The sequence below is a fragment of the Clostridium sp. C8-1-8 genome, assembly GCF_009928445.1.
GTDB lineage: Bacteria > Bacillota > Clostridia > Clostridiales > Clostridiaceae > Clostridium_AR.
The window spans coordinates 13,361-38,036 of sequence record NZ_JAABNO010000041.1; the positions used below are offsets into that span (position 1 = coordinate 13,361).

Annotated in this window: 32 protein-coding genes; 11 read left to right on the forward strand and 21 right to left on the reverse strand. The window is 31.4% G+C overall.

Annotated features, from left to right (window positions below):
* Positions 1 to 65: 65 nt before the first annotated feature.
* Positions 66 to 653, reverse strand: a complete 588-nt coding sequence (gene clpP, locus GXK57_RS24260) for an ATP-dependent Clp endopeptidase proteolytic subunit ClpP (RefSeq protein ID WP_160680595.1) — start codon at positions 651 to 653, stop codon at positions 66 to 68.
* Between the two features lie 641 nt (positions 654 to 1,294).
* Here clpP (GXK57_RS24260) and GXK57_RS24265 point away from each other — a divergent pair.
* Both GXK57_RS24265 and GXK57_RS24270 read left to right on the forward strand, forming a co-directional pair.
* Positions 1,295 to 1,882, forward strand: coding sequence for a hypothetical protein (locus GXK57_RS24265; protein ID WP_160680596.1), 588 nt, complete (start codon positions 1,295 to 1,297; stop codon positions 1,880 to 1,882).
* Positions 1,882 to 2,442: a hypothetical protein gene (locus GXK57_RS24270; RefSeq protein WP_160680597.1), complete on the forward strand. Its 561-nt coding sequence runs from the start codon at positions 1,882 to 1,884 to the stop codon at positions 2,440 to 2,442. Before GXK57_RS24265 ends, GXK57_RS24270 begins: the two co-directional genes overlap by 1 nt.
* Before the next feature lie 99 nt (positions 2,443 to 2,541).
* Here GXK57_RS24270 and clpP (GXK57_RS24275) read toward each other — a convergent pair whose 3' ends face one another.
* Positions 2,542 to 3,129 (reverse strand): ATP-dependent Clp endopeptidase proteolytic subunit ClpP, encoded by a 588-nt coding sequence (gene clpP, locus GXK57_RS24275; RefSeq protein WP_160680598.1) that lies wholly within the window; start codon positions 3,127 to 3,129, stop codon positions 2,542 to 2,544.
* Positions 3,130 to 3,239: 110 nt separating this feature from the next.
* Complete coding sequence (locus tag GXK57_RS24280; RefSeq protein WP_160680599.1) at positions 3,240 to 3,650, reverse strand: AraC family transcriptional regulator; 411 nt, start codon at positions 3,648 to 3,650, stop codon at positions 3,240 to 3,242.
* A gap of 499 nt (positions 3,651 to 4,149) precedes the next feature.
* On the opposite strand from GXK57_RS24280, the gene GXK57_RS24285 reads away from it, so the two are divergent.
* The 9 genes from GXK57_RS24285 to GXK57_RS24325 all read left to right on the forward strand — a co-directional run bounded on the left by GXK57_RS24285 (position 4,150) and on the right by GXK57_RS24325 (position 12,040).
* A complete protein-coding gene (locus tag GXK57_RS24285; protein WP_160680600.1) occupies positions 4,150 to 4,635 on the forward strand; it encodes a phosphatidylinositol kinase in 486 nt (161 codons plus the stop codon).
* Positions 4,636 to 5,068: 433 nt separating this feature from the next.
* Positions 5,069 to 5,410 carry a PadR family transcriptional regulator gene (locus GXK57_RS24290; RefSeq protein WP_160680601.1) on the forward strand — a complete coding sequence of 114 codons (342 nt, stop codon included), beginning with the start codon at positions 5,069 to 5,071 and terminating at the stop codon, positions 5,408 to 5,410.
* Complete coding sequence (locus tag GXK57_RS24295) at positions 5,401 to 6,723, forward strand: FtsW/RodA/SpoVE family cell cycle protein (protein ID WP_160680602.1); 1,323 nt, start codon at positions 5,401 to 5,403, stop codon at positions 6,721 to 6,723. Before GXK57_RS24290 ends, GXK57_RS24295 begins: the two co-directional genes overlap by 10 nt.
* 348 nt (positions 6,724 to 7,071) lie before the next feature.
* Positions 7,072 to 7,524, forward strand: coding sequence for a hypothetical protein (locus GXK57_RS24300; RefSeq protein ID WP_160680603.1), 453 nt, complete (start codon positions 7,072 to 7,074; stop codon positions 7,522 to 7,524).
* 29 nt (positions 7,525 to 7,553) lie between these two features.
* The gene (locus GXK57_RS24305; protein ID WP_160680604.1) at positions 7,554 to 7,937 is read left to right on the forward strand and encodes an NUDIX hydrolase; all 384 of its coding nucleotides are present in this window, start codon (positions 7,554 to 7,556) and stop codon (positions 7,935 to 7,937) included.
* A 33-nt stretch (positions 7,938 to 7,970) separates the two neighbouring features.
* On the forward strand, positions 7,971 to 8,738 hold the full coding sequence (locus GXK57_RS24310) for a class I SAM-dependent methyltransferase (protein WP_160680605.1): 768 nt from the start codon (positions 7,971 to 7,973) through the stop codon (positions 8,736 to 8,738).
* A 205-nt stretch (positions 8,739 to 8,943) separates the two neighbouring features.
* The gene (locus GXK57_RS24315) at positions 8,944 to 9,615 is read left to right on the forward strand and encodes a hypothetical protein (protein WP_160680606.1); all 672 of its coding nucleotides are present in this window, start codon (positions 8,944 to 8,946) and stop codon (positions 9,613 to 9,615) included.
* A gap of 188 nt (positions 9,616 to 9,803) precedes the next feature.
* Positions 9,804 to 11,330: a hypothetical protein gene (locus tag GXK57_RS24320; RefSeq protein ID WP_160680607.1), complete on the forward strand. Its 1,527-nt coding sequence runs from the start codon at positions 9,804 to 9,806 to the stop codon at positions 11,328 to 11,330.
* 254 nt (positions 11,331 to 11,584) lie between these two features.
* Positions 11,585 to 12,040, forward strand: a complete 456-nt coding sequence (locus GXK57_RS24325) for a hypothetical protein (protein ID WP_160680608.1) — start codon at positions 11,585 to 11,587, stop codon at positions 12,038 to 12,040.
* A gap of 195 nt (positions 12,041 to 12,235) precedes the next feature.
* Here GXK57_RS24325 and GXK57_RS24330 read toward each other — a convergent pair whose 3' ends face one another.
* The 18 genes from GXK57_RS24330 to GXK57_RS24415 form a co-directional block, all read right to left on the reverse strand.
* Complete coding sequence (locus tag GXK57_RS24330; protein ID WP_160680609.1) at positions 12,236 to 13,198, reverse strand: aldo/keto reductase; 963 nt, start codon at positions 13,196 to 13,198, stop codon at positions 12,236 to 12,238.
* A gap of 363 nt (positions 13,199 to 13,561) precedes the next feature.
* Positions 13,562 to 14,356 carry an urease accessory protein UreD gene (locus GXK57_RS24335; RefSeq protein ID WP_160680610.1) on the reverse strand — a complete coding sequence of 265 codons (795 nt, stop codon included), beginning with the start codon at positions 14,354 to 14,356 and terminating at the stop codon, positions 13,562 to 13,564.
* Complete coding sequence (gene ureG / locus GXK57_RS24340) at positions 14,356 to 14,964, reverse strand: urease accessory protein UreG (protein ID WP_160680611.1); 609 nt, start codon at positions 14,962 to 14,964, stop codon at positions 14,356 to 14,358. Before ureG ends, GXK57_RS24335 begins: the two co-directional genes overlap by 1 nt.
* A gap of 151 nt (positions 14,965 to 15,115) precedes the next feature.
* Positions 15,116 to 15,808, reverse strand: a complete 693-nt coding sequence (locus GXK57_RS24345) for an urease accessory protein UreF (protein WP_160680612.1) — start codon at positions 15,806 to 15,808, stop codon at positions 15,116 to 15,118.
* Positions 15,795 to 16,259: an urease accessory protein UreE gene (ureE, locus tag GXK57_RS24350; protein WP_160680613.1), complete on the reverse strand. Its 465-nt coding sequence runs from the start codon at positions 16,257 to 16,259 to the stop codon at positions 15,795 to 15,797. Before ureE ends, GXK57_RS24345 begins: the two co-directional genes overlap by 14 nt.
* Positions 16,260 to 16,375: 116 nt before the next feature.
* Positions 16,376 to 18,097, reverse strand: coding sequence for an urease subunit alpha (gene ureC / locus GXK57_RS24355; RefSeq protein WP_160680614.1), 1,722 nt, complete (start codon positions 18,095 to 18,097; stop codon positions 16,376 to 16,378).
* Positions 18,098 to 18,099: 2 nt separating this feature from the next.
* Positions 18,100 to 18,468 (reverse strand): urease subunit beta, encoded by a 369-nt coding sequence (gene ureB / locus GXK57_RS24360; RefSeq protein ID WP_160680615.1) that lies wholly within the window; start codon positions 18,466 to 18,468, stop codon positions 18,100 to 18,102.
* Positions 18,469 to 18,476: 8 nt separating this feature from the next.
* The gene (gene ureA, locus GXK57_RS24365; RefSeq protein ID WP_160680616.1) at positions 18,477 to 18,779 is read right to left on the reverse strand and encodes an urease subunit gamma; all 303 of its coding nucleotides are present in this window, start codon (positions 18,777 to 18,779) and stop codon (positions 18,477 to 18,479) included.
* 433 nt (positions 18,780 to 19,212) lie between these two features.
* Positions 19,213 to 19,497 (reverse strand): hypothetical protein, encoded by a 285-nt coding sequence (locus GXK57_RS24370; RefSeq protein WP_160680617.1) that lies wholly within the window; start codon positions 19,495 to 19,497, stop codon positions 19,213 to 19,215.
* 350 nt (positions 19,498 to 19,847) lie between these two features.
* Positions 19,848 to 20,381, reverse strand: a complete 534-nt coding sequence (locus GXK57_RS24375; RefSeq protein ID WP_160680618.1) for a DUF5104 domain-containing protein — start codon at positions 20,379 to 20,381, stop codon at positions 19,848 to 19,850.
* Positions 20,382 to 20,847: 466 nt separating this feature from the next.
* Positions 20,848 to 20,994 carry a hypothetical protein gene (locus tag GXK57_RS24380; RefSeq protein WP_160680619.1) on the reverse strand — a complete coding sequence of 49 codons (147 nt, stop codon included), beginning with the start codon at positions 20,992 to 20,994 and terminating at the stop codon, positions 20,848 to 20,850.
* Between the two features lie 6 nt (positions 20,995 to 21,000).
* On the reverse strand, positions 21,001 to 21,372 hold the full coding sequence (locus GXK57_RS24385) for a hypothetical protein (protein WP_160680620.1): 372 nt from the start codon (positions 21,370 to 21,372) through the stop codon (positions 21,001 to 21,003).
* Positions 21,372 to 21,755, reverse strand: a complete 384-nt coding sequence (locus tag GXK57_RS24390) for a hypothetical protein (RefSeq protein WP_160680621.1) — start codon at positions 21,753 to 21,755, stop codon at positions 21,372 to 21,374. The genes GXK57_RS24385 and GXK57_RS24390 overlap by 1 nt, the downstream gene beginning before the upstream one ends.
* Positions 21,756 to 21,920: 165 nt before the next feature.
* Positions 21,921 to 22,073, reverse strand: a complete 153-nt coding sequence (locus GXK57_RS24395) for a hypothetical protein (RefSeq protein ID WP_160680622.1) — start codon at positions 22,071 to 22,073, stop codon at positions 21,921 to 21,923.
* Positions 22,074 to 22,484: 411 nt separating this feature from the next.
* Entirely contained in the window at positions 22,485 to 22,823 is a 339-nt protein-coding gene (locus GXK57_RS24400) for a hypothetical protein (RefSeq protein ID WP_160680623.1), read from the reverse strand.
* A 202-nt stretch (positions 22,824 to 23,025) separates the two neighbouring features.
* Positions 23,026 to 23,358 (reverse strand): hypothetical protein, encoded by a 333-nt coding sequence (locus tag GXK57_RS24405; RefSeq protein ID WP_160680624.1) that lies wholly within the window; start codon positions 23,356 to 23,358, stop codon positions 23,026 to 23,028.
* 250 nt (positions 23,359 to 23,608) lie between these two features.
* On the reverse strand, positions 23,609 to 23,842 hold the full coding sequence (locus tag GXK57_RS24410; RefSeq protein WP_160680625.1) for an Ig-like domain-containing protein: 234 nt from the start codon (positions 23,840 to 23,842) through the stop codon (positions 23,609 to 23,611).
* A 288-nt stretch (positions 23,843 to 24,130) separates the two neighbouring features.
* Positions 24,131 to 24,490, reverse strand: a complete 360-nt coding sequence (locus tag GXK57_RS24415; protein WP_160680626.1) for a hypothetical protein — start codon at positions 24,488 to 24,490, stop codon at positions 24,131 to 24,133.
* Between the last annotated feature and the right edge of the window lie 186 nt (positions 24,491 to 24,676).

Below are 24,676 nucleotides of genomic sequence, written 5' to 3' on the forward strand. Positions count from 1 at the left end.
GGAGTCATCTCCTTGTCTATGCATGATTTTTATTTATATCTACTTTTATGAAATTTTTAGAAATCTTATTTTCTCTCTACTATATTATCTATAAGCCCATAAGCCTTAGCCTCTTCAGCACTCATAAAATTATCTCTTTCCATGTCTGCAAGAAGCTTCTCAACTGGTTGTCCTGTGTTTTCACTATATATTTCAGTAAGTCTCTTCTTTGTTCTCAAAATATTATCTGCATATATCTTCAAATCAGTTGCCTGCCCTCTTAAGCCTCCAGATATAGATGGCTGATGGATCATTATCTCACTGTTTGGCAGTGCAAATCTTTTTCCCTTTGTTCCTCCTGCAAGTAAGAAGGATCCCATACTTGCTGCCATACCAATACATATAGTAGATACATCACATTTAATATACTTCATAGTATCATAAATAGCCATTCCTGCTGTAATAACTCCACCTGGACTATTTATATAAAAGGTAATGTCCTTATCTGGATCTTCTGCTTCTAAAAATAACATTTGAGCTACAATTAGACTAGCAGTAGTATCATTAACTTGATCACTTAATACAATTATTCTGTCCTTTAAAAGTCTGGAGTAAATATCATAAGATCTTTCTCCTCTGCTTGTTTGTTCTACTACCATAGGTACATAACCCATAGCTTTCTCTCCTTTTCAATAAGTTTATGTTTACAGGCCTCCTATATAGAAACTTAAGTTATACTTGTTCGATACTTGAGGTTCCTGGGGATTATCGGGCACGTATAACTTAATAGTTGAGTTAGGAATTCTATAACCTTCAACCTAGATATTTTAATTAATAGCTTAATTTAGTAAGCTATACAGTAAAGACTTACTACCTTAAAAACTTCTCTAATTTATAAATAGTCATAGTTAGACTACGCAGCTTTGCAGGTTAGGTTTACTGTAGATGCTGGAGTCTTTACAAACTCTGATACTTCTAGTTTTTTGTACAGCAATACTCTCTTCTGCTTTTTCCTAAGTTCACTAGGGGAAATATTATACAGAGCTATCTCACTAAATAATTAGAGAGCAGTTCCTTTTTTTAATCGAAAGTTCCAATATCTTCTTTTCGAAATAGTGTCATGCTCTTCTAATATTTATTTCCCGAAATAAATTATAAGCTGTATTGATTGCTAACTATTATAATTGCAATTCGTTTATGATTTTAATGAAATAGTTCATACTACCTTTATATTTAATTAAATTTGAAGCTATGCTATCATAGATATTAGTAAAACTAACTCATTCATTATATCAAAATATAAGGAGGTACTGTTTTGCAATTAAAATATAAGTTATCCACATTAGATAAGCTTAGAATAACAAACTTTTTATTGAAAAGGGATAGTGGTTTTAAAAAATCCTATAACCTAAGCATTATAGTAAAACAAATATTGTTAATATATATGATCCCCGTACTTTACAAAACCTTTTTAATATCGTTTGTAGGAGCTGAAAAAAATAGATCTTTAGAATATCACATTGTAGGATTTTTCAAAAATCTATTCGAGAGCTTTTTCTTTGATATATATTCATTAATGTTTATGACAGTGATATATCTATTAGGATTTATGATATGGCGAATGCTATTAATATCATTTTCTCAAAAAACTGCTATTAACAATTATGCAAATACCTTACATATAGACGAATCTGGCATAAAGTTGCATAATAATAACTTCACTAAATCAGTAAATATAACTTATATTAAAGAGATACTGATAAAAAATGGGTATTTATATCTCTTTGGAGATAATAATTTACTATTTAGTGTTGTACCAATAAATAAAAATATGGCTTCAAAAAATGAACTCAATCAACTTTTACAGAAACACTATAAGAACATAGTTAAAGAGGTGCATTAATGAATTATGAGTATTATATAGATGATAAAGTTATAACTGAGAAAAGTAAGCAACTAACCTCAGCTTTAAAAATAAGGTTTAGGAACGTTCTCTTTCTTATTAATATTCCTATGTTATACATTCTCATTGTATTTGTATATTCTTACTATAAGGCTACCCAAAAAGTGATACCTAGTAGATTAAATCTTTATATATTAATAACTGCTGTATTTATAGCAATTGCCTTTATCAAGGTATTAAAAGATGTACTTATGGATTCCAAGGTATTTTCTAAAAACACCTTAACTATATTAAAAAAAAATATAATGGATGAACATGGTAAAAACAGTTTAAGCCTCCTAGATAATGGATTGATGTTAAAGAAATATTACGGAGAAGTTATTTATGATTGGAACTTTATTTCAAATGTTTTGATAACCAATAAAGAAGTTAATATAGTCGGTAAAGATGGTACTAGTATAACTAGAATATATAAAGATTGTATTTCATTTAATTTAGATGATTTTATTAAGGAATTATCTAAATATATACCAGCAGATCATATAAACAAAAAAAATTAGCCAAATAATAATATAAAAAAATCATGCAAGCTAGGAGTCATCTCTTTGTCTATGCATGATTTTTTATTTATATCTACTTTTATGAAATTTTTAGAAATCCTATTTTCTCTCTACTATTTCATCTATAAGCCCATAAGCCTTAGCCTCTTCAGCACTCATAAAATTATCTCTTTCCATGTCTGCAAGAAGCTTCTCAACTGGTTGTCCTGTGTTTTCACTATATATTTCAGTAAGTCTCTTCTTTGTTCTCAAAATATTATCTGCATATATCTTCAAATCAGTTGCCTGCCCTCTTAAGCCTCCAGATATAGATGGCTGATGGATCATTATCTCACTGTTTGGTAGTGCAAATCTCTTTCCCTTGGTTCCTCCTGCAAGTAAGAAGGATCCCATACTTGCTGCCATACCAATACATATAGTAGATACATCGCATTTAATATACTTCATAGTATCATAAATAGCCATTCCTGCTGTAATAACTCCACCTGGACTATTTATATAAAAAGTAATATCCTTATCTGGATCTTCTGCTTCTAAAAATAACATTTGAGCTACAATTAGACTAGCAGTAGTATCATTAACTTGATCACTTAATACAATTATTCTGTCCTTTAAAAGTCTGGAGTAAATATCATAAGATCTTTCTCCTCTGCTTGTTTGTTCTACTACCATAGGTACATAACTCATATCTTTCTCTCCTTTTCAATAAGTTTATGTTTAATTAATAACTTCTTTTAGCAATCTATACAGTAAACACTTACTATCTTAAAAACTTTTCTAATTTATAAGTAGTTATACTACGCAGCTTTGCAGGTTAGGTTTACTGTAGATGCTGGAGTCTTTACAAACTCTGATACTTCTAGTTTTTTGTACATCAATACTCTCTGCTGCTTTTTCCTAAGTTCGCTAGGGGAAATATTAAACATCTTCCTAAAAGCTCTAGAAAAAGCTTCTTGTGAGCTAAATTGATATTTTAATGCTATATTTACTATTTTTTCTTTTCCCATTAGTAGTTCTCTAGCAGCTTCAGTAAGCCTTCTTTTCCTTACATACTCCATAACTGGTTGCCCTGCTATGTTATGGAATAATCTATGATAATAGTACTTAGAAATAAAAGCAGCTTTTGCTATATCCTCTAAACTAAGCTTCTCACTAAGGTTATTTTCAATATATTCAATTGACTGTTGAATCTTATCAATATAATCCATACCTACCCTCCTATTATCAGTAAAGGCACCAAATCAATATGTTCCTGAAGCCTCTTCTAAGGAATCAAGCAATCTTCTTTATAACTATTATATTAACTTGGCACACTCTCCAAAGACGCAAGTTCTTATAAAAATTAGATAAAGTTTTATCTTTACTCTAATTATAAAAACTAATTATGAAAAAATCCTGACATTTATTGCTCACTTTATCACTTAATTATAATTTACCATATCTTCATTAAACTTCAATACCCAGGTACTTGAAAATAATTTTCAATATTTACATTGAATTAAATAGCTTAATACATTAGTATACTATTATGTAATCAAACTAGACTCATAGTATTCAAAGAGAATTTTTATTAGATAAACCTAGCAATACTTTATGGCAGCTAGTTAGAGTTAATAGTAAAAAATAAAATTATGTCGCCTGCCAGATTTTCCTCATGCACCTTTGGAAAGGCAGACGTTCAAACAAAGGAGAGGATGATTTAATAATATGAGTAATTTTAATTTTAAAAATCTAAAAGGAGCTAAGCTTAAGGTCACTAAGTCAGAGCAAGCTGAAGAACAACATATTCATGGTGGAAGCTACGATGGAGAACTAAAGGATGGCAAGAAGAATGGCTTTGGCATTTTTACATACAGTAATGGTACAAGATACATAGGATACTGGAAAGATAACAAGTTCCATGGAGAAGGTACGCTATCTTACACCAATGGCGAATTATATCAGGGCAGCTGGACAGAAGATGAAATGAATGGGTATGGCATATATAGCTGGCCTGACGGAGAAAGATATGTTGGTGAGTGGAAAGATGGTGCAAAGACTGGCAACGGTATATATATATGGGACAATGGAGATCAATTCATGGGCTTCTGGAAAGATGACAATCGTGAAGGCGATGGAATAATGATCTATTCCGATGGAGAAAGAATCATTGGAACTTGGGAAAATGACGAGCTTGTAAAGAAACTGCTATAAACTTATTACTCTTAAGGAGAAGTATAAACTAAAACTCCTCATAAAAGCAAAATAATATTTATATTTATTTACTGCTTAATAATATATAAAAGAAATGTATGCGCACTGCTTTTTATAAGAACTTGCAACTTCAAATTTCATTAGAAGATATTTGAACCGGCTAACTTATAAAAGCAGTGCATTTTTTGCTAGAAGCCTTGATTTTCCTATAAATTCTTAAGAAGTTTTAAAGTTTTAAATTTAAGTTGTTAAGAATTTATCTTTATTTCTTTTTTACTTCTTTATTTTTTGCTTTTCAATAACGCTTCCAACAAGCCTCATAAATAGTATAAACATTATATCTTTACCATTTTCTTCTTGACTTTCTTTATACCTAGGATTACTATGTATATATATTACACCTAGATTTACTAGGTATGCATAGGAGGTATTGATGAAAGTAAGTAAAGAGCTTTTAAAAGGAAGCACCACAATAATCATCTTAAGTTTACTTAAAGATAAATCCATGTACGGATATGAAATGATTAAAGAGATAGAAAAAAAATCAAACGGAATCTTTGCTTTTAAAGAAGGAACCCTCTACCCCATCCTTCATTCTCTTCAAAGCGATAACTATGTAGAGTCTTACTGGCAGGAAAGCTCCGAAGGAAGAAAAAGAAAATATTACAAGATTACAAAAGATGGCTTAACTCACCTAAAAAACAGAAAAGAAGAATGGGAAACTTACAAGAATGCTGTTGATAGCTGCTTATGGGAGGGGATAACATGGGCTTAGAAAATAAATCATTTAAAAAGTTTACTGATGAAGTTTGTTCTCAAGTTAAATGTACAGAGATGCATGAAGATATAAAAGAGGAGCTAAACTGTCACTTACAAGAACTAGAGGAGGAATACATAGCGCAAGGTTCAACTGATGAAGAAGCCGCTAAACTTGCAGTAGCCCATATGGGTGATAGCGAAAAGATTGGCTTTGATCTAAATAAAATATATCAAAAAACACCAGAATATAAGACTCTTTTTATTTGTTCCATATTCATAGCCTTAGGACTATTAGTCCAATTCTCAATCTATAAAAATGCACCTAAGATTATATCCTATAATGATTATATAAAAATGATTATATTGACAATATTAGGTGTAATACTGGGAGTAGTAGCTTACTTTTTAGATTATAGAAAGCTTGAAAGGTATTCCTGGCACATATTCTCAGCGGCTACTATACTTATTGGTCTTATCTTATTCTTTGGTAAGTATATCAACGGTAAACTAAATATTATTTTTCTTGGTACAGCTTTTGATTTAAGTACAATAGCTTCTGTATTATTTATAATTTCGCTATGCGGATTAATCCCTAAGATATATAACTCAAAATATGGAATACTGAAGCTACTCTTAATGATATGTTTTTCAGGCTACTTTATTATATTGACAAGACAAGGAGTTTCCTTTATAGTTTACTGCGTTCTTCTTGGTGGTTTACTGGTGTATTCTGGTATTCCTAAAAAACTGATTCTTATCATGCTTACCCTAGGAACTTTTTCTATATGTACTTTTATTTTTAGTGACAGTTATAGAATTCATAGACTTATGTATATATTTGTATTTCCTAGGAACGGAGATATAGACTATGTAGTTGGAAAAATTCAATTATTACTTTCAAATTCAAAGCTTATAGGTAACGGTATATCCAAAGAAGTTATATCTACTACTCCATTAATAAATGTTGATTTTATCTTCACCTATATAATCTATAGCTTTGGTTGGATAGTTGGTATAACAATACTTATCATGATTACCTTGCTACTATTTAACTTATTTAAGACCTCTAAAAATATAAAAAATAGCTATGGTAAGCTTTTATTTAAATCCATAACCTTAGCTTTAACAATTCAGTTCTTACTACCTATAATGTCAAATTTAAATTTAATATCAAGTCTATATATATCCATGCCCTTCATTGGTTACAATGGTAGCTCCGTGATCATGAACATGGTACTAATCGGGCTTATATGCGGTATATATGGTAGAAAAAATTTAAGTAAATCCTTAACAGCTTCTTCATCAAGTATCGTTACTCAACCTGAATAATATAAAGGCACTAACCAGTAAGATTAATAATCTATTGCTTAGTGCCTTTTACATTTGTTTTTACTGCAAACTTTTATATTTCTACTAAAGTATTTCTATAAATGTACCCCTTCATATTAAAATTTCTATTTTTCTGTCTCTCTTCTCTGAATACATATTAACTTTAAAAATAGATTTAGGATTGAAGTATTACAGCTTTATTATCATTTGTCTTAAACTCTTACTACATAGTTTTATCATATAAAGATATAATATTTAGATGAAACACAACCCAATTTATTGTATAATAGGAATAGTTTACTATAACATTTCTAATGTGTAATATATTTCTTACTTGGGGGCAGTAGCATGAATTGGTTTATGATTTTACTAATAGGAATTTTTATTTTTATGCCTATAATTACGCTAATCCACGAGTTTGGTCATTTATTCTTCCTTAAACTATTCGACCATATCACTGATTACAGAATTACCTTGGGCTCTGGCAAAAGTATCCTAACCTTGGGAAATATAGAGATTTGCCCTTTGTACTTTTTTTATGGACGTACAACACCTGATGATATTTCTGATAGCAGTAAGCTACATAATATCCTATTCCAGTTTGGAGGAATTCTCTTTAGCTTAATTAGCATTATCATATTATTTATATTGAATAAATTACATCTCATAAGCTATTACGTATATACTCCTTTTTTCGATTTTTCGGTATGGTGCACCTTTACCGCAATAGTTCCTATAAAGTATCCTGATGGAAATATTAGCGATGGTTTAAGAATACTTAGAACAATTAAAGATAATTAATTAAAAATAGCACAATTGGAGGGCAAAATATGATTTCACAAGCATTAATAATTGATAATAATAAAGTTCTTATGGTAAAGCAATATGTCAAAAGAGGCGATATAGTATGGAACTTTCCTGGAGGAGGCATAGAGAAAAATGAGCTTCCAGAAGAAGCCTGTGTAAGAGAAGTAAAAGAAGAAACCGGGTTTGATGTAGAAATATCCTCATTATTATATGAGGATGGCTATAAATATACTTACTTAGCTAAAATAATCGGTGGCAAACTAACTTTGGACAAGTCAAATCCTGATAATGAAGATTTAATCGATAACGGTTGGTTTTCCCTAGAAGCTGATATATGGGATAGCTATACTAGTCCAATATTTGAGATGTATAATAATAGTCTTAATAGAGAATACATTGCTGAATAGGTTATTGCATATTTATTAGAAGGAGGATTCTTAATGAACAATAATAATGTAGACACTCAATATAATTCCATGTCATATTTCTATGATGTTTTGTATTCAGGTTACAATATGAAGGACTGGGAAGATGACTTTATAAATGAATTTAAAGATTTATTAGACATTCTTGATGAAAATGCAAAAGTGTTAGACAGTTCCTGTGGAAACGGAGTTCAAGCGACAGCTTTAAAAAGATATGGCATTGACGTTGTTGGTACAGATATTAGTGAAGAAATGATAAATCTAACTCAGAAATATGCAGAAAGCAATAATTTATCTTTTCCTACCAAACGTTTGAGTTGGGCTGATCTACCTAACAATTTTGGTGAAGATTTTGACCTTGTTTTTTGCTATGGAAATTCAATCTGTCATAGTATTGATAAAGAAGATATGTTAAACAATATAAAATCCTTATATAAAGTAACTAAACATGGTGGTAAGATTATCATGGACACAAGAAACTGGGACAAAGTGCTAAGAGATAATATAAGATTTAATGGCAGCGGTGTACAAAAGCACCTTGATAAAATTTATGCATATACTTATATCTGGAACTTAAAGGACTTTGAAGAAAGAAGTAATGTTGAAATTGTATTCATCGATATTACCAATGAGAAGTCCACAAAATGTATTCCTTTTAGACTGGATTTCACTCCATTTAAACATGATGAATTTATAAGTAGATTGAAAGCTTGTGGATTAAAAGTTTTAAAAGATACTTTCCAGTTGGACAATGATAATTATTCAATAATATTGCAAAAATAAGCTACATCCCAAGCTAATACTTCCATGCAGAAAATTAACAAATTAGTATTCCATACTATAACTTTTTCTTTACACTTAGATACCGTGATTTATAAATCTAATTTTTACGGCTAAATTAAGGACATAAATTCAATAACACTTATAAAAATATTAGACTATGTTTAATAATATTGTTTAAATTAAGGGCTTATAAAGGAGATGCTATATGAGCGAGCAATTACAATCAAATGATTTATCAACTAGTAGCAGAAAAATCTATACCGGATTATGGTCTTTATCTTCTGAAGAACTAAGATCACCTTTCATCGAGCTATTTTGTGGAGATAAAGCTTCTGCAGAAGAATTCCATAAACTATACTTTCAATGGTACAACCTAATTCATGAATTTACTCACATTTTGAGAGATCATTATAAAATAAGTCTTGATTGGTCTACTAAGGGTGCCAGCGAAGAACAGTCAGCAAATGACTTTGCAATGGCTTACTGGAAGCACTTAGGTGCTAACAATAATCTAAAAAAACTAATGTGTAACATTGAACGCATTTTAGATAATATAACCTCTCCTGTTCCCAGTGGAATAGAATTTATAGATTACTGTAATGAACATTTTTCTGAACTTCAAAGCGTTGAAGCTTACGCTTTCCTTCAATTCACCTCCGTGAAAAATTCCTTTTACTCAAGTAGAAGCTTTGATGAAGTACTTAAGGATTTTGGTTTTAACAACTTACCTAAGTTAGAATCGCTGAACCTTAATCTTGAAGATAATCCTCAATCTATTGTAGATAATTGTAGATATTTATTAAGTAAACTAAATATAGAAACTCCAGAAGTAGAAGTAATTATATGTGATAACTTATTCATTCAAAGAGCTGAATAGTTTATAGATTCTACTTTGATAATCAGAAGACATGTGAAAGTATCTTTCTTATAGGATTATTATTTCTTTACCTAAAAAGCAAATTATTAAAATTTTCTTCATTCTATACCCATATTAATAAAATTATGGAATATAATTCATTAAAATGTTATAATAGGTAATTATACTGATTTGGGGTGATAATTATTATGATAGATGAAAAAATAGTTTTAGATTTTTATATTGATCAAATAAACAATGACACAATCTATTTTTTGAAAAATAAACCTTGGTTTAAAGAAGATATTTCAAAGGAAATACTAAAACTTAGAGATGAAACTGAGATGCATAACAAGATAACTATTTGTAAAAAACTATGGAAACTTCTATTTGAAGCTTCCATGAGCTTTATTGATAATGATAGAAGGGGCTATGATGATTTATTCAATTATTTTGATACATATGTAGACTTTGAGGAGCTTATTTTCGCTTCTGATTCCTTCTATCGTGATCACACAATGCATTGCCTTTGGGTATACTTTTTAGGAGAATATTTAATTAAAAATGAAGATTTTACACCATTCTTTCAGAAGTATGGAAATGAGAATGAATTTATTTTCGAGATGTGCCAAGCTATTCGAAAAACAAATCTTTCAGAGGCATTCCATTCCTTTATAGAACTTGAAGGCATCATGAAATCTATTGAAGGTCACTATGATTCACTAAGATGCTTGACTGCCTTAACTCATGACTTAGGTTATCCCATAAAGAAAATAACCTCTATAACAAAAAATATAAGATCAGTTCTTCCTCATTTCGGCATAAATAATACTGTTGACTTTCAGTTTAACTATTCAGATATTCATGCCAACTTGATAAAGGATTTTCTAAACTTCTTAAGCTACAATTATATGTTCACTCTTGATGATAGAAACAGAGATACAGCTAATCACATATTTCCTAAAATAGCCACTATGAGCGAGCTCGGCAACATATTAGGTATAGATGAAACAAAGCTTCTGGAGTTAACAAAAGAAGAAATAGAAACCTTGAAGAATACACGAGTTAATTTACAATTATTATTTGATTATTCACGCCATATGAGATACTCAAAGGATTTTGAAAACTATCAGCATGGTATAATGAGTGCCTTTTTACTCTTTAGAAAGCTATCAATATTTAACAATACCCCCTTTGCATACAAAGATTTAAGCAATATACAAATCAGTAAAATTGATTTCATAAAGAAAGAAGTTATAACTGAATTACTTATAGCTATAACGGACCATACTAGTGAAGGTTTTCAAATAAGCAAGGTTAGTAGTGATTCCGCATTTTTAACCTTCATAGATGAACTAGAAGAGTTTTCAAGAATATCTAGAGCAAATCAAAGCAGACAATATGTTAATGAATTCTGCAAGACTGATATATATGTAGAAGATGGTTATTTAAATATAGATTTTATATTTGATAGCACAAAAATAGACAACCTTGATCCTGAAAGAGCCTTTAAAGGACGCTGTAAGAGATTCCTTACTTTGTTTAATATTAAGGATTTAGATGAAAACTTTAAACTTAAGCTTAGATGTATAGGAAAATTACCTTACGACACCAATGTATATATGCTAGAAATACGAAATAAGTTCGCCAATATTACTATAAATGATGAAGAAAAAAATATAAGGCTATACTTAAAAAGCAATCAATTCATGAGTAAGGAAGAGTACGCCTTATAGATATAGGTAATTGCTATAGTAGCATTCTAGCTTAGTTTGCTCCAATTAATTATTATCAACCATTTGAAAGTAGCTTGTCCATATTATATAATTGAATATGGTATTTTGATTATTTATTATAGATATATAAGTTTAATTGTTTGGAGCTATAGAGTTCCTATAAGAAGAACTCTATAAAATTAGTTTCGAATAATTAAACAAGTTATAAGCTTGATTTTAAACTTTAATATAAATAAGATAAGGAACTGATAATTATGTTGGAAACTTTGAATCAATTAAAAGGATATTTAAAAGCTTTTGAACTACTTAACAATGATAATTATGAAGGTTGCGATTACTTTATAGAAGAGCTTCCTCTTAAAAAGGATTACCAAACCTCAATTAATGACTTTTTACTTAAGACTTGTGTATCTAAGGAAGGTCTTTCTGATTTTGATTGTATAGCAATTGAAGATTGGAAGGAATCTCTATACTATACTTTAGATAACTACTTTTTTAGAAATCAAAAACTTACCGATGATAGATTAAAAATAGCTTTTATAGATATGATCTCAAATTATATAAATAAAGAACAAATAACAGTTCTAACATCTGGGATAAAAAGTGGATATAGTTCACTATCAAAATTTATTCACGAAGTATCTGGTGCAGACTATGTGTTTGTTTTCAAAGATAAAGTTCTACTACTTCACTTTGGTATAAATGACTAATATATTATTTAAAATATTTATAAGAAAATCTCTAAAGCCGAATTCTTTAGAGATTTTTTGCTCATCTACCTTTCTGAATTTATATGATGAACATCTGGTATGAGATATAATTTCCTAAAGAATATAAAACAAAAAAGACTATGAACCTTCCTAAGAGAATGTAGTTCATAGTTTTTTTACTATAGCCTATAAGTGTTATATCGCACCCATTATCTTATGAGGAACATACAGTTCTTCAAGATACTTTATATCCTCACTGGTAAGCTTTAGGTTTAATGCTCCTATAGCGTCGTCAAAATATTTTGCCTTTGTGGCACCAATAATTGGTGAGGTAATTCCCTTTGAAAGCTGCCATGCAAGAGATACCTGTGTCATTGTTACTCCATACTTTTCAGCAAGTTCATGTACACGAAGTACTATGTTATAATCCATTTCTTGTGTACTATCATATTTTGAAACTGCGGTTTTATCTGTCTGGCTACGCTTTGTATCAGCCTTCCACTCAAGTCGTGAAAGCCTTCCAGCTGCAAGAGGGCTATATGGAGTAAGTGCAACATTCTGCTCTTTACAAATAGGAATCAATTCTCGCTCGTCCTCACGGTAAAGCAGATTGTAGTGGTTTTGCATAGATGAAAATTTTGTCCATCCATTCCGTTCTGCAGCTATCTGCATGTTATGAAACTGGTAGCCATACATTGCTGAAGCACCAAGTGCTCTAACCTTACCAGCCTTCACAAGACCATCTAGGGCTTCCATAGTCTCTTCAATTGGAGTATTGTAATCGAAACGGTGAATGATGTAAAGATCAACGTAATCAGTGCCTAGTCTTTTAAGTGAGCCATCAATTTCCCGCTGTATCGCCGCCTTTGAGAGATTGCCTTCATTGAAATAAACCTTGGTGGCTATTACCACCTTGTCTCTTGCAATATTGTTCTTGATTGCACGGCCTAGATACTCTTCACTAGTACCGGCTGAATAGGTGTTGGCTGTGTCAAAGAAATTAACTCCTAGATCAAGAGCCCTTTTGACAAGTGTCTCACTGTCTTCAGCGTTCAGCGTCCAAGCGTGAAAATTGCTTTTAGGGTCACCAAAGCTCATACACCCTACACAAAGACGTGAAACTTGAAGATCTGAATTTCCGAGTTTTGAATATTCCATTTTCTTTCCTCCTCATATTTAAAAAATTAGTTTATCTATATTAATATTAGATAATATTTAATCTACTTGCTGCCTTCGTTATGAACATAATACCATCCTGCTATTCTCTCAATCATAACTGCTACCACTTCTATAGGTATCTAACTTCAACTATTAATTTATGCATTCCTAATTATCGAAGAAAAACATGATTATAGAACATATATATTTTAATTTTTCCTATTGCATATATATACTCTACTCTTTGGAGCTAACTCCAAGTCAATAGATTTTTAATCTTTTTTTAAAAAAATTAAAAATCCACTGAAGCTAATTTCTTCAGTGAACTCTTTTATTTTAACAGCTCATAAATATAAAAACTCTCTATCTACTTAAGTCAATCTCTCTAATTCTATCAGTAATTTTTGATAAAGCATCTGAACTATTACCCAGTATTCTTACTGTAAGCATATTCTCACAGTTATTGCTTACTCCAGCTAGAATATTTTTTTGACAGTCTAAATATTCTACTAGTGAAGTTCTAAAAGCCTCATCAATTCTATCATTTATTATATATAAATTAGCTTGGTGAGTATATTCCTCGTAATAACCTATCTCAGCTAAGTTCTGATTACTAGGTTCCAAAAAGGTATTATCAAAGAATATAAGCTTTCCCTGATGATATATCTTTGTTTTAGAGGAATAGAGATTAAAATCAAATTTTTCTCCAGACATATATCTTCCACAAGATAGTATCTCTCTAAAAACAAGTTCACTTCCAGCCTCCATATGTATTTCTGCTTCATTAAAGAAATTTGAACCACTGTATGGTACTGTAGGCATAAGGAAATACTCAAATCGGCTGTTCTTTTCTAGCTCTATACGAAGCTTTTGATAAGCATTACCTTCCTTCATATTAAATACTTTACTATATGATTGAGAATATAAATGCAATCTAGAACCTTGTTTAAGCTTAAAGTCTAAATAATAACGATCTCCTTCTAGTATACCTGGCGAAACATTCATAACACATAGCTTCATCATATTATATTCATCGTCATAAAAAGGACTTATAATTTTAAAAGGTGCTGTAAAATAGCTTTTTTCCAATATGGTATTGTCCTTTTTAACAGCTGTTTCTATATTGATATGACTATCTTTATAGTAATTATTATTCATTATACTCCCTCAAGAAGAACATTTTCTTTAATCCATGTTATAACTTCATCTAAACCTACTTTATGATGTAAGTCAGTAAAAATAAAAGGTTTTTCTCCTCTCATTTTTATAGAATCTCTTTCCATAACTTCAAGACTAGCACCTACATGTGGAGCTAGATCTATTTTGTTTATTATAAGAAGATCTGATCTAGTTATTCCTGGCCCACCCTTTCTTGGAATCTTGTCTCCTCCAGATACATCAATAACATAAATAGTTGAGTCTGCCAAGTCTGGACTAAAGGTAGCAGACAAATTGTCTCCGCCGCTTTCTATAAATATTATCTGAACCTCTGGAAATCTCTCTGCCATTATATCAACAGCCTCAAGGTTCATAGATGCATCTTCTCTTATGGCAGTATGAGGACATCCCCCTGTTTCTACTCCCATTATTCTTTCTCTAGGCAGTATACTATTAGCAGTTAAAAACTCTGCATCTTCCTTTGTATATATATCGTTGGTTATTACAGCTACACTGTACTCCTTGCTCATCTCTCTTGTAAGTCTTTCAATCAGTGCTGTCTTACCTGATCCTACAGGACCAGCAATTCCTATCTTTACATAACCCATCTTCAATCTTCCTGCTGACCTTTACCCATAACAAGCTAATTATTGTCAGCATTTCCTCCCTTATAATTTTGATTCAAATTATTAATTTTTAAAGCCTTCTTCAACCACCCTAAGATTTGAATTTTTACATGGATGTGAAAGTATGATAGCCTTATGACATATACAGTCTCGAATACAAATCTTCATGCTGCATAGCTCTTATATCAGCGCCAATACTGCACCTTCCAAGTGACTCTATATCAAGTTCCACTATTTCCTTGGTAATATCCGTCATGATCTGCTGCATGTTAAAAAGAACTTTCTGTCCATCAAGCTGACCTAATGGTACTAGCTTTGTACAGTTATTTATTATAGAAGAGGCCTGATTGTATACGTAAGCCATTATTGCCTCTTCCTTAGATATACTGCAATCTGCAGCAAAGATTCCAAAAGCAATAGCATATTGGCCATAAGCTAAGCCTTCTTTTATGACTTTTTCATAGCAAGCTATCCCTTCTGTTGTTTTTATGTTATTAACCAGCTTTATAAATCTAGTACTTAATTTAATACTTCCTTCTTTGACTTCTCTAGGTGCTTTAGAGCAAGTAAGTAAATTGTCTAGATTAATTATCTTTTGAATATCCATTTCTAAGTCATATTCATAAGCCAGTTTTACAGCTAATCCATCATTATACTTTACACTGCTTTGAAGCATATGTCTTAAATACTCCTTTGAGGTTGCTGCATCCTTTACAACACCCTTTTGAACGTAAGTTTCTAGTCCATTAGATTGAGTGTAGGAACCTATAGGAAATATTGAATCTGCAATTTGTAGCAGTGTAAAAAACTGATTACAAATGCTCATGACTATGCCCGTGACTGTGACTATGAGTTTCTAAGCCATTTATAAGTCTAGCTTCAACCTTTTCTATCTTAAAATGATTTTTCTCTAAAAGCTTCATAAGAGGCTCATCGTAAGGCACCAGTATCTCTTCATGATGTAGAAATAATGTAATATGCTTATTACCTATCTCATAGCATATTCTTCCCATTTCCTCCATGTTAGCTGGTTTAATAGAAATAGCTTCACACTCAGGTATATTGACTATAAGTATAAACTGCTCGTCGCTAAAAAGAACATCCTTATGATTAAGCTTTTTGCTTCCATCCAGTCTTATTCCTACAGTCCTACCGCTGGAACTTACCTTCTTAAGTATTTTTTTATTCACTTCATACCATTCTACGTCAACAAAATCCATCTCTTTTCCTTGAACCTGGAATTCTTCTAAGTTACCTAATATATTTTCTACTAACATAATTTTCTCCTATCTTTAGACTTCCTAACTCAGCCATTAATTCTTTGCTCAAGCTCATTATTGCATCAAATCACTGACCACTTAATTTCAACGCAGTACTTTAACAGATCCAATAATTAAAACAAGAAATATCTCTGTGCCAAAGCTGCTTCTTTTATAGGCTTGCAGGTTACATGCTCTCCATTGACTCTTACTTCATAGTTTTCAGGATTTACGTCAATCTTTGGTGTCTCTGAATTTAATAACATATCCTTTTTACCTATATTCCTGCAGTTTTCTACTGGTAACACAAGCTTATTAAGGCCAAGCTTTGCAATATTACCATTTTCTAAAGAAACCTTGGATACAAATGTCATACAGCATTTGTACTTTGCCTTTCCAAAAGCTCCAAACATATTTCTATATATAACTGGTTGAGGAGTTGGTATAGATGCATTGGCATCTCCCATTCTACTAGCTGTTATAACTCCTCCTTTTATTATCATCTCAGGCTTTACGCCAAAGAAAGCTGGTTTCCACAGTACCAAATCTGCATACTTACCTACCTCTATTGAACCTACATATTTGGATATACCATGAGTTATTGCTGGATTTATAGTATATTTTGCTATATATCTTTTAGCTCTAAAGTTGTCACAACCTAAAGCATTGTCTTCTGGTAAAAGTCCTCTTTGCTTTTTCATCTTGTCAGCAGTCTGCCAAGTTCTTATTATAACTTCGCCTACTCTTCCCATAGCCTGTGAGTCTGAGCTTAGCATGCTGAAGATGCCCATATCGTGGAATATATCTTCTGCCGCTATAGTTTCAGGTCTTATTCTTGAATCAGCAAAAGCTATATCCTCTGGCACTTTTTTATCTAGGTGATGGCATACCATAAGCATATCTAAATGCTCATCTATGGTATTAACGGTATATGGCCTTGTGGGATTGGTGGATGAAGGCAATATATTAGGAAAAGCCGCTATTTTCATTATATCTGGAGCATGACCTCCACCAGCACCTTCTGTGTGATAAGTGTGAATTGTTCTTCCACCTATCGCTGCAATTGTATCTTCTACAAAACCACCCTCATTCAAGGTATCAGTATGAATTGCCACTTGAACATCATACTCCTCTGCTACTGCAAGACAAGTATCTATAGCCTTAGGAGTACTGCCCCAGTCTTCATGTAATTTTAGTCCTAGTGCTCCCGCTTCAACTTGCTCTCTCAAGGCATCAAGAGAAGAGGAATTACCCTTTCCTAAAAAACCAAGATTCATAGGAAATTCTTCTGCAGCTTCAAGCATTCTCTCCATGTAAAAAGCTCCTGGAGTGCAAGTAGTAGCATTAGTTCCATCTGCTGGACCAGTACCTCCACCTATCATTGTGGTTATACCACTATAAAGAGCAGTCTCAATCTGCTGAGGAGATATAAAGTGAATGTGAGTATCTACTCCTCCAGCGGTTAGGATAAGCCCTTCTCCAGCTAAAGCTTCAGTAGAGGCACCAACTATCATGTTTTTATCAACATTATCCATAATATCTGGATTTCCTGCTTTTCCTATGCCTACTATCCTTCCATCTTTTATACCTATATCTGCCTTAAATATACCTGTATAGTCTAGAACTAGAGCATTGGTTATAACTAGATCTAATACTCCTTCCGCTCTTTTATCTAAAGCAGACTGGCCCATACCATCTCTTAAGGTCTTTCCCCCACCAAACTTACACTCATCACCATAGGTGGTATAATCCTTCTCTACCTCTATGATTAGGTCAGTATCAGCAAGTCTTACTCTATCACCAGTAGTGGGACCATACATATTAGCATAGTCTCTTGCTTTTATTTTTACACTCATCTTTATTTCACCCCTTTAAATGAACCGGCTTTAGCTCTTTCTACACTAGCTTCTTTATTGCTTTCATCAGTGGAGCCTGAGGTCAAGTCATTAAGTCCATATACTAGCTTTTTACCACCTAGCTCTACCAATTGTATTTCCTTTTCCTCACCGGGTTCAAATCTTACTGCTGTGCCAGAAGGTATATCAAGTCTCATACCAAAGGCTTCTTCTCTATCAAATTGAAGACACTTATTTACTTCAAAAAAATGAAAATGTGAACCAACCTGTACTGGTCTATCTCCAGTATTAGCCACAATTAAAGTTTTAGTTTTTCTTCCTTCGTTACATATAATATCTCTATCTTTAACGATGATTTCACCTGGTTTCATACTTCCACCTACCTTATTGGATTGTGAACGGTAACTAGTTTTGTACCATCTGGAAAGGTTGCTTCAATCTGAACTTCATCTATCATCTCAGCAATTCCTTCCATAACATCCTCTTCCTTTAATATGGTTGTTCCAAAGCTCATAAGCTCCGTTACAGTCTTCCCATCTCTAGCGGCTTCCATAAGCTCAGAGCAAATAAGCGCCACTGCCTCTGGATAATTTAACCTTAAGCCTCTATCCTTACGCTTTCTTGCAAGCTCCCCAGCATAATGAAGCATAAGTTTTTCCATTTCTCTAGGAGTAAAATACATACACTCACCTTCCCTTTCTATTCACTATTACTTACTTATTTTGCCTAGCTTCCTTTATGAATATATATACTTCAAGTCAGGCAGACCAATAAGTTCTTTACTGTATACCTATAACTGTTAACAACCATTGATATTAATATTTTTCTATACAGTAAAAAAGGCATCTCAATTAAGAGATACCTCCTTGTATCAATATTTTAACTTTATTTTATTTATGTGGAATATATTTCTTATGCCAATATTATACTATCACTATTTAATTCATACAATAAGCGGTTTATAATTTAATTGCAATTATTGTCATTCCATTTATGTTTTTATAAGCTAACTTAAGCTATGCTTATAAAGCATAAAAAAAAGAGAGCTATGCTCTCTTAAAATTGGTAAATCTGATAAATATCAAGTTTTTCTGACTGTAATTAAGAATTTTCAACTAAAACTTAAAGCTCTTATCTTCTTCTTCTAACACTTCAACTATGAATCTATCGAACTCAATATCTTCAATAAAATTATCATTGTTAAAGGTAGTTTTTCTTCTTCTATTGAAGTCTCTTATATTAGTTTCTAGCCAGTAAGGCTTTCCTATATCAAACTTTTCGCAAAGCTCATTTATGCAATCCTTTACCGCTTCTTCATAGTTTTCTTCCTTATCAGAAGTAGCCACTTCATCTAAAATTATCTTATTATTTTTTATAACTTTTCCCCATATTCTTATCATCCTATTTTCCTCCAACTATACATCCGTGACTATTGTATATCTCAACAGTTATAAACGTTTTTAAAGTATTTCATTAGCTCATTGAAATTAAGTGTTCAACCATCCTATGCATTAACTAGCTTGCACATATAGCACCTACTATATAAGCACTTGATTTCAACGATATTATTAAACTTACAAATTTAAGTCTGTAATATATTTTATGATTGAATGTTTTCTTAGGATTATACATTAATATATTATTATTATCAATAGTATAGTATGGTTACAAGGATACTCATTGGATTTTGTTCATAGATATATTTTTTTATATCTCATATATAAACTACTGGTTTCAATAGTTAAGATTTTTATTTTTTTGCATCTGAAGGACGATAAATACCTGCACACCTTGTTTTGCTTCCCCAGTCAAACTCTTTATCTCTATCTGACAACTTTATTATTTGTAGCATATAAAGCCCTACATTATCAGGATTTTTATCATCAACTATTCTGTCAATAAAGAACACAATATATTTGTCAACATCTGTTGTGACAGTATAAAAACATTTCAGTTCACTTGTATCTACTCCATGATTACTCGAATCATTAACCTTTAGCGCTAATTCTTTAGATTCTAATTTTCCCTTATAAAACTCCATTAAATAATCAATTCCTCCATCAATATCTTTAGCTTCTTTCAACGATTGTGGAGAGAACATTTTTTTCAGTTCTTTCTTATCCTTCCTATCAATTGATTCTATTATGTTTTGAAAACGAGTTTCTGCAATTTTATCGTCATCTCTGGAAAATCGAGTAGCTACAGGATTTTTAGAAATGCTACAGGATGATAGTACTAAAGAAATTATAATACTCGCTACAAGTGATAATTTAAAAACTTTCATTAACTTCTCCTTTTATAGAAATATTGTATTTGCTTTATTATTTTTTAGTTTTAATCTTATAATCATAGCATATTAGGTTTCAACCTACGATGAAGACATCCCCCATAATTTACTCCTATTTCTGTTTCTGACAAAGGTTCATTCTGTCAAGATGCCCGTTTTTATCATAAAGTAAATTCTTTATCAGATGCTTATATTTGAAAAACTGCTCTTGGTTCACCACCTTCTGGTAAGGGCAGGTTTTGTAAGTTTTTATGCAATCTTTTCTTCTATATCTACTTTTTTAAAAAACTTATCTTTATTCCCAATGCATGGATTTCACTAGATTTTCCAGTGCCAATTGATACACTATTGTATACAAACTTGACTTTGAAAATTAAAACTCCAACAAACACCATTTCGTCATTTATTGGAGCTTTGCTATTAGCTAAATTAGAAGCATTCAATTCTAAAATATATTGTAAGCTTATAATATATTTGAAAATTCAGCTCCATCGAAGTCATTTCCCCAACCATTCTCATCATCATACTTCATTGATATAAACATATTTATATCTGGTAAAGATATAGAATTCAACACCATATAATTTGTTAATATATCTAATTTTTCCAAAGTTTGTTATCCATAATTTTGCAATCGTCCATAAAATTCACTAATACCAATCTCAAAAATCATTTTGATTATATTCTTTACTGTGTCATTTGAGTCACTGTAAACTTTATGCAAAATATTGAACTGTTCCTCTTTTATATACTCAAAATTCTCCTCTTTATAAGTATTAAACTCCAATATTGATTCAGGAAGAAATTCAGCTGTCTCATAATGCCAGTCATCCAAAAATTCAATATTAGTATATCTCCATAATTGTGTTAAAACACTTCGCCAATCACTCGTTGTATAATTATAATGTTTTAATGCATTTTCAAAGCAACAAATTGCAAATGCCACACGCCCTCTAATTGTAATTGTAATAAAATCATTTTTGTTCATTACCCCTTCACTCCTTCCACTCCATTATATTGTTTTGAAAATACTTTATCTACCTTCCACATGAACGTATATATACAATTTTCACACATAGGTTTTGCTTCTCCAGTAGCAACCTCTATGGTATACATATATAAGTCATTAATATTGGATCCATTATTTAACGCTTGATTTGCCGCATCTACCTCAGCACAATTACCAAGTCTATACTTATTAAGTGACTCTTCTGGAAGTATTTTTGATAATGTTGGGTTCAATGTATCTCCACTAATTTGAACGCCTCTATTCATACCATAATAATATTTTTTAGTTACTGAATCATAAATAACTGTTCCAGTATTAAATTTTGATGCTTGTGTTTTTGAAGGTACTAAGCTTTTCTGCATTCTACTTCATTCACTAACAGCACTCTTTAATTCTGCTACTTCTATATCGTATTCGAAACCACTCTTATCTGCATTTGGATAACTAGGATATGCATTTTTAACATCTGCTCTTGATAGTTCTGTTACTGCATAGTTCTTAAAGTTTCCATCTATGAGTATTTGTACTTATTTTACTCCTGATGGATTTATTGACCAACCTCTAACCCTTAAATTATTGCTATTTTCAACTTTCTTTATATCATCAATATTGAGCCTTGCTTGATCTTTTGTCACAGTAAAGTTTCTGTTGACGTGGTTTTCGTAAAATTCTGTCCCCATTACGTAAAGGTATTTCAGAAGTCTATGAGTATATCCTCTGTAACTTTGAATTGTCTTAGTAACTTTCTCTCTTCAAAGAAGTTCACTTTGAGATTTTCTACTATTTACATCACTGTAATTACTTCTCTATCACATTTTTTTATATATTAAAAGGACTAATACAGGAATTTTTCTTGCCATAATTAGTCCTCTTTATTTTTGTAATTCTACCCTATAACTACAGAATTATTATTAAGACAGTATTACAATTTACATCTTTCATAAATCTTCTACAAATACTTGATCTTGTCTTATATAAAAATTCTTTTCTAAGTAATGTAGCTAACATAAATAAGTTTTAGAATAAACCTACATTCGGTTTTACACTCTAATGAAAATATGCTCATTATTTACATAATCATTAATCAACTTCTATCTTGTTGATATAGGCAGACCTATATATGGTATGATATTAAAGCCTGAGATACCTAAAATCAATTGTTTAAATACACCCGTAATTAACATTAACACTATTATAAACAAAATATACTTTAATGACCTATAAACACCTTCCAATAAAGGCATTTTCTTCCATCCATAATAATATGATGTTCCAATCACTAAAGCACCCGCTATTCCCATTATTCTAATAGGCAATAGATACTGCCAACTAGGAATCCCATAAACTATTATAGGCACAAAATATCCTATTAAATATCCAGTAAGATAAAACTTCCATCTTTCTTTTAGGATCAATTTGTATTTACCCACTTTGATTAGTTCCTCCTTTTTTTTAGTGCATTGAATCTTTTGCATCATTTGTATTTTTTGCATCCACGCCTATAAGCAGCACTCCACTTGTCAATTTTGATTTATCAATTATCGTTCTCTGTAGTATCATACCACTTGGAGTCCTAGTTGTCACAACTAATTGGTTATTAATGTCTAATATATCAGTACCAACTGTTAATCCTTATGCTTTCGCTCTAGCTATATTTTTAGGTCTTGCATAAACCTTTGTTACGTTAGAAGGCAATTCAGTTATATTACTAGTTCCATCTATAGCCATATATCCGCTTACTAGCCCTACAGGGATTCCTACACTTGTCCACGATGTTCCTGTAAATATAGCTGAACCACCTATCGCTTCGGTAGCTCCACCAACCATTTGTATAGCTCCAGCTGATTCACCTTGTATTCGATCTACGATTCTTCCTAAGTCTGATTTGGTAAAGTTTATTTGATTCTCTATCAACAACATTGTATCTTCAATTGCCTCATCTTCATCTTGAATTTTTATTCCCATATTATATAAACAATGTTTCTCTTGTATATCCTTCAATTGACAGATAATGCCAACAACGTCTTTCTGACACCAATAGGAGCTTTATTTATATCAACTGTTGCGTATGAAACGTGTGTTGCTGGTTCAGTATTACCAGTCCAATCATTAACCTTTGTTGCAGTAAAGTTTCTGTTTTGACTTATTGTACTTCCGTCATTTCCTATTGAATCTATCCTTATATTGTGATTTCCTGACTTTATAGAATTTATATTTAAATTATAATCAAAATCACTCTTCTCTCCATTATCATGCTGCGGAAAGGCATTCTCTTTATATCCGGTCTTGAGAAACCAATATTTGTATTACTTATAAAGTTACTGTCTATATATACCTTTACCTGGTTTACTCCACCTTTGTGTAAAGACCATCCATATACTTTTAAACTACTGCTTAGGTTTTGGCCTTCAGTTGGTTCATCAATGTTCACTCTTAGCATTGATATCAAATTTATCCACTGCAGAATTACAATTATACAGTTATTTTTAGAACTTTAAAGTTTTAAATATCTATTACTTTCGTTGATTGTCATTCCATTATTAGTAAATTGGTCTTTTTTGCAGTAATATTGTTCTGATATTTGCAGTCAGTTAATCTAACTACTGTAAGCGGTAGAAGAAAGACCAACACTGAAATTATTTATTTTCTAATGTTGTTCTTTATCATTAACTTATTTTTACATCCTACCCTATGTTTTTTATACTTGTTAGATGTCAAGATAGTTTTCATATATGCTTTATACTGAAGCACTTACTGATTTACAGGTATATATATTGATTCTCTTGCAAGTAATATGGCCATTCAATGGCCATGCTGAAATACTAAAAATGTAAAATTCACCATCTTCAATTATTTCTATGTCTTGAATAAAGTACTTGTAATCCTGGTTGCCATCATCTTTTTTACCCTTGCTATAAGTCTTATCATGTTTAAGAGATACCTCAAGACAATTTTCAAAATCACATACTACCTTACCTACATCACCACTTCCAATGTACGTGATAGTAACATTTTCAAACCACTCATCGATTCGAATACTTTCAATTGTAGCATCGATAGCGCCAAGTTTTACCAGCTTCTTTTCTAAATCATGCATTTTACTTCTCCTTTATTATCTAGGTATATGTGCTTCAGGGCCATCTGAAGGAACTATATCCCCATTAATATCAATTGCATTGTATCAGTAACCTTTTTATTTTTCAATATATTTGGGAAAGCATTTGTTATCTTCTGAGATCAACTTCATTATCAGCGTATACCTCCACTTGTTTCTCTGAACCAT